The 4,762-nt window shown below is 34.9% G+C and carries 5 protein-coding genes; 1 reads left to right on the plus strand and 4 read right to left on the minus strand.

Annotated elements, in window-relative coordinates:
- Positions 1-171: 171 nt before the first annotated feature.
- A complete protein-coding gene (locus HMPREF3116_RS02060) occupies positions 172-708 on the plus strand; it encodes a TetR/AcrR family transcriptional regulator (RefSeq protein WP_070467390.1) in 537 nt (178 codons plus the stop codon).
- A 110-nt stretch (positions 709-818) separates the two neighbouring features.
- Here HMPREF3116_RS02060 and HMPREF3116_RS02065 read toward each other — a convergent pair whose 3' ends face one another.
- The 4 genes from HMPREF3116_RS02065 to HMPREF3116_RS02080 form a co-directional block, all read right to left on the minus strand.
- Positions 819-1,178, minus strand: coding sequence for a glycine cleavage system H family protein (locus tag HMPREF3116_RS02065; RefSeq protein ID WP_070467392.1), 360 nt, complete (start codon positions 1,176-1,178; stop codon positions 819-821).
- A 30-nt stretch (positions 1,179-1,208) separates the two neighbouring features.
- Positions 1,209-2,498, minus strand: a complete 1,290-nt coding sequence (locus tag HMPREF3116_RS02070; protein WP_168125758.1) for an FtsW/RodA/SpoVE family cell cycle protein — start codon at positions 2,496-2,498, stop codon at positions 1,209-1,211.
- Positions 2,499-2,512: 14 nt separating this feature from the next.
- On the minus strand, positions 2,513-3,493 hold the full coding sequence (locus HMPREF3116_RS02075; RefSeq protein WP_246819020.1) for a YihY/virulence factor BrkB family protein: 981 nt from the start codon (positions 3,491-3,493) through the stop codon (positions 2,513-2,515).
- Between the two features lie 170 nt (positions 3,494-3,663).
- Positions 3,664-4,389: a hypothetical protein gene (locus HMPREF3116_RS02080; protein WP_070467395.1), complete on the minus strand. Its 726-nt coding sequence runs from the start codon at positions 4,387-4,389 to the stop codon at positions 3,664-3,666.
- Positions 4,390-4,762 lie beyond the last annotated feature (373 nt).

Genomic DNA, 4,762 nt, shown 5'->3' on the forward strand with positions numbered 1-4,762 from the left:
ATTTATTCCTTGACATCTTTATAGCTGGCTTTTAATTTTACTGCTATTAAGCTTATTACATATTGTTTCTCATGACTAGAACAAAATAGGACAATATGTCTTATTTTTTTGAATATGGTAAAATTTACTTATACATCACTAGCATGCTTTATAAATTGAAAGGACGAACAAATGACCAAAACGAGTAAAACCATTCAAACGCGACAAAATATTCAAAATGCACTCATTTCGTTGATGGAAACTCAATCATTTAATACGATTACCATTGCAAATATCGTGAAAGAGGCTGGATTAAATCGGTCAACATTTTACCGCTATTTCGATGACAAATATACTTTGGTGGAAGAGATTGAAAATGAAATTATCAATCATTTAGAAAATACAATAATCAGTCAAGGTGATTTATTATTATCAGACTCAGATAAGTATGATGTACTTTTTCATGTACTATCGTATTTCTCTAAAGAAGCCTCTATAGCTACTATCCTACTTGGTGAGAATGGTGATCCATCATTTGTTCATAAATTGACAAAATCAATAAAAGAGCATTTCCCTATAGGCACAAAAGAAGCAGAACTACCTAGCAAATATACGGAATTAGTTAACGATGTAAAAGCTTCAGCAGTTATCCATTTCTTATCTAAGTTTGACACATACCTCAAAAAATATACTATCGAAGAAATTGCCTACTTCTTTTCCCTAATGTAAAAAAAACTGGATCTCTACCAAGCATATATAAAGGCCCGCAAAAGTTAGACCAAAAATCTAACTTTTGCGAGCCTCTACAATATTGGCTACGAGATCCAGCTTTCTAATTTTTAGTTTTTAATTGGTTGATCTTCTAATAGAAAACTATTCCAATGAATATTCTGATCACTGTTTACAATAACCAGCCATTTTCGACCCTCATCGCTATCGTTCAATATATCTGGTTCATCCACTAGTAAGCTATTTTTCGAAAGAATTTTCCCTGATATTGGTGCTAACATATCTGTAACCGCCTTTGATCCCTCTACTGAGAAAAAAGGTTTTCCTTCAATAAGCTCATGATCATCAAAAAATGCAAAGTAAGAAACATCACCTACAGCATTAGACCCGTATGCAGATAAGCCGATACGGATTGCTCCATTCTCAAGTTCTTCAAGATATAAGCCTTCTTTACTATATACTTTATGCAAACTTTTTCACCTCTAAAATGATTGATAATACTAGGTTAGTTTATCTAAAATCTGCCTTGGTATTAGACGATTAATCCAACGAATAGCTCTTACAACCGGATTCTTAGTCAGCTGTGACTCTTCTAATCCTTCATTATACTTGATGGATAAAATCAAACCAATACTGATCATACTAGTAATCAGTGCAGTACCTCCAGCTGATATCAACGGTAAAGGTATACCTGTTAGTGGTAATAATCCAATTGACATACCGATATTTTCTACGATGTGGAAGGCAAACATCATGACTACACCAGAAACCATTGAAGCATAGAAAGCATCATGTGCTCTAAAGGCAACTGAGATCATTTGGAATATTAAAATAAAGTACAACAATACAACAAAGCTAGCCCCAATAAAACCAAAATTCTCACCAATTGTTGAAAAAATCATATCCGACTCTCTAACCGGTACATGGACTTGGAATTGTCCTAAACCTTTTCCAAGGATACCCCCAGAACCAATAGCTTTTAGGCTTTGGGCCAATTGATAAGACTCATTTGCTGAATTACCAAAAGGATTTAACCATGAGTCAATACGCGCAAATTGATAGTCTTGGAAACCTAAGTAATATAATAGGTCACGTTGGTAAACTACTAATATAATCAGTACTAGCGCAATAACTGCAAAAAATATGAAAGCCGGTAAAATAATGTACCAAGTGATTCCTGAGACAAAAATAATGCCAATAAACATCATCAAGAAAACCAATGTTGTCCCTAGGTCATTTTGAGCGATAATTAAAGCAACTGGCGGCATTGTCCAGAGTGTCAATTTTAATAAAAAACGACCATCAAACTTAACCCGCTCTACAATGCTCATATCCTCAACGCCAACTCTACGTCCTTCATCATTATAGCCTTGTACTAAATAAGCCATCATAATAATATAAGCAACTTTCATTAACTCAGAAGGTTGCAAAGACAATGGACCGATTGTGATCCATGAATGTGCACCATTAGAAACAGCCAGTTCTCGGTCATAAAAGATTAACACCAAAACCAAAAGTATCAATCCTAAACCATAAGCGGCTGGTGCAAAATGATATAAGGTTTCCCGATCCAATTGCATCACAACAGCAGCAGCTACCGCTCCTACTGCAAACCAAGCGATTTGCATAATAGTGGCTGAGTAAGAACCAGAATCGTACTGTAAATATGTCGTTGAAAAAATTGTCGCAATACTCACTAAAGCTAACAATATGACGCATATGACGATAGTGATATCGACTCTACTTGTTGGTTTCTTTTTTAATCGTCGATTTGACGAACGTTTTTCCAAAATAATGCGCCCCTTTAATCTTTATTTACTTGTGGTCTCGCAGGATTATCCATTATGGTTATATCACCTGGTTGACGCTTTAATGTTCCTAATACGATTGTCTTTTCATCCATAAACGGGAAGTTCACAGATGTTGTTGTATGATAATTTGGACTCGAGTCGATAAACTCTTTCACATTTTTCAAACGATACACAATATGATTAATCAACGCACCTGCAATTAACACAATCGATGTCAACCAAAGATAAAGCATTAACACAATGAATACGCCGATTGTACCGTTAGAAACAGAAGATCCTCCAAAATTATTAACATAAAAACTAAATCCACTAGATAATACGGCAGAAAGAACTGTCGCAACAATCGCACCTGGTACCGCAAACTTAATGGCATATTTATGATGTGGAATAAATTGATAGATAAAAGTAAATGCCAAGATCAATACGATTAATAGAATCGGCCATTTCACACTAGTGAATATATCAAACAATTGTATTGGTACATCAACAAACTGATTTATAGTCTCTAAAAGCGTTTGCCCAAAAACAAATAACACACTCAACGCTACAGCAATAATCGCTAATACGATGGCTATCGCAAATGAAAATAACCTAGTAATAATAAAATTAGGCTTATCTGTAATGCCGTAAGTCCGATTTAGCACATTTTGCATAGTCCCAAAGGCAGTTGACCCTGACCAAAGAATCAATATAAATGACACCGATAAAGCACTTGTTGTATCAGACGATAGATAAGACTCCAGTGTAGGTACAATAATTGGCTCTACTTGATCTGGTAATAACGTTTCAAGCAAAGCTACTACTGAATCAGGTTCAAAAGGGAGCATCGGAATGATGTTGGCAATCATCATCAGTAATGGAAACAAGGATAATAAAAAGTAATAGGACATTTCTGCAGCACTACCAGCAATATTTGCCTGATTAACCGAAGCCAAAATGATTGGAATAACACGATTCTTCAATTTATCTTTCACTCTTGTCACCTCAATTCTATATTTATAATACTACTTAATTTAAAGGCATTAAACAAGTTTTCTTCTTTGATTTGATCCAAATAAAAACTGGTGCTTTTAAATAAATGCCAGCTACCTTTTAGCATCATTCAAATCACCAGTTTTCATTTATTTGTATACACTAAGCGATTCTATTGTCCTGTATTTTGCCAAGTACCACTCACTACATCCATGACCATTAATGTACCAGTATAAGCATCATAACGATAAGTTGCAATTAAATTAGAATGGCCTTGCCCATCTGGTGATTGTCTGAAAACATCAACTTGTGCTAAATTTTCATTCACTAATGTTGGTAAGAAGAAATACTCATCAGACTGATATGTACCTTGCGAATCTGCAGAAATTAGTGGTGCTGCTTCAGATAGCAATTCACGGGCACGGTTGTTATCAAAAGCCCCTTGATTAGCTGTTGGTTGTCCAGTAGTTGCATTTGAATCTTGCGCTTCAACTTCACTTGATGGTACAGCTTCAGATGACTGTGATTCCACTTCCAGTTCCGCAGCAATAATTGATGATTCAATTTCTTCAGTCGTCATTGCCTGCGCATTAGCCGCTTCACTAGCAACCGACGAACTTGTATCAACTTCCTCAGCTAATCCTGTTTCCTCGCTTGACGCAACTACGCCATCACTTTCTGAATCTGAAGGCTCTTTTGAAGACGCATCGTTAGTTGAAGAGCTATCAGAATCTACAGCATTTAGAGATGCACTTTCATATGATGTTGAAGAAGAACTGCTTTCTTCACTAGATACTGTCTCAGCTGAATATATACCCAATGCAGTATCCACATTATTACAAGCTGTCAATGATAAAGCTAATAAAGAAATACCTAAAACTGAATAAACTTTTTTCATGGTTCTACCTCCCATTTATCTTATAACTATTTTATCATAATAATTCAAATTATAAGCATAAACTGACGTATCTTTACAAAAGGTTAATTTTCTTATGTATATTAAGTAACACCTCGCTTATAGAAACATGTAGTGATATATTTTTTAGTAAGCTATCTAACTTGACCATACTAATGAGAATCTGCGAATAGAATGAAACAGCAATAATCTTTAAGATAACATTCAAACTACATTAAATGTTTATTCGCACGTTACCAAGAATAAACGAAAAGATACCGCTGAAAAGTTCTCGAATTTCATGGATTTTTAAGTTTAACAGTTGGTTTAACAGTTGGTTAGAGTTTTTTGGTTCTATGATAAATAGTGTTGGTGG

Source organism: Aerococcus sp. HMSC10H05 (assembly GCF_001806975.1).
In the GTDB taxonomy this organism is placed as follows: Bacteria; Bacillota; Bacilli; order Lactobacillales; family Aerococcaceae; genus Aerococcus; species Aerococcus viridans_B.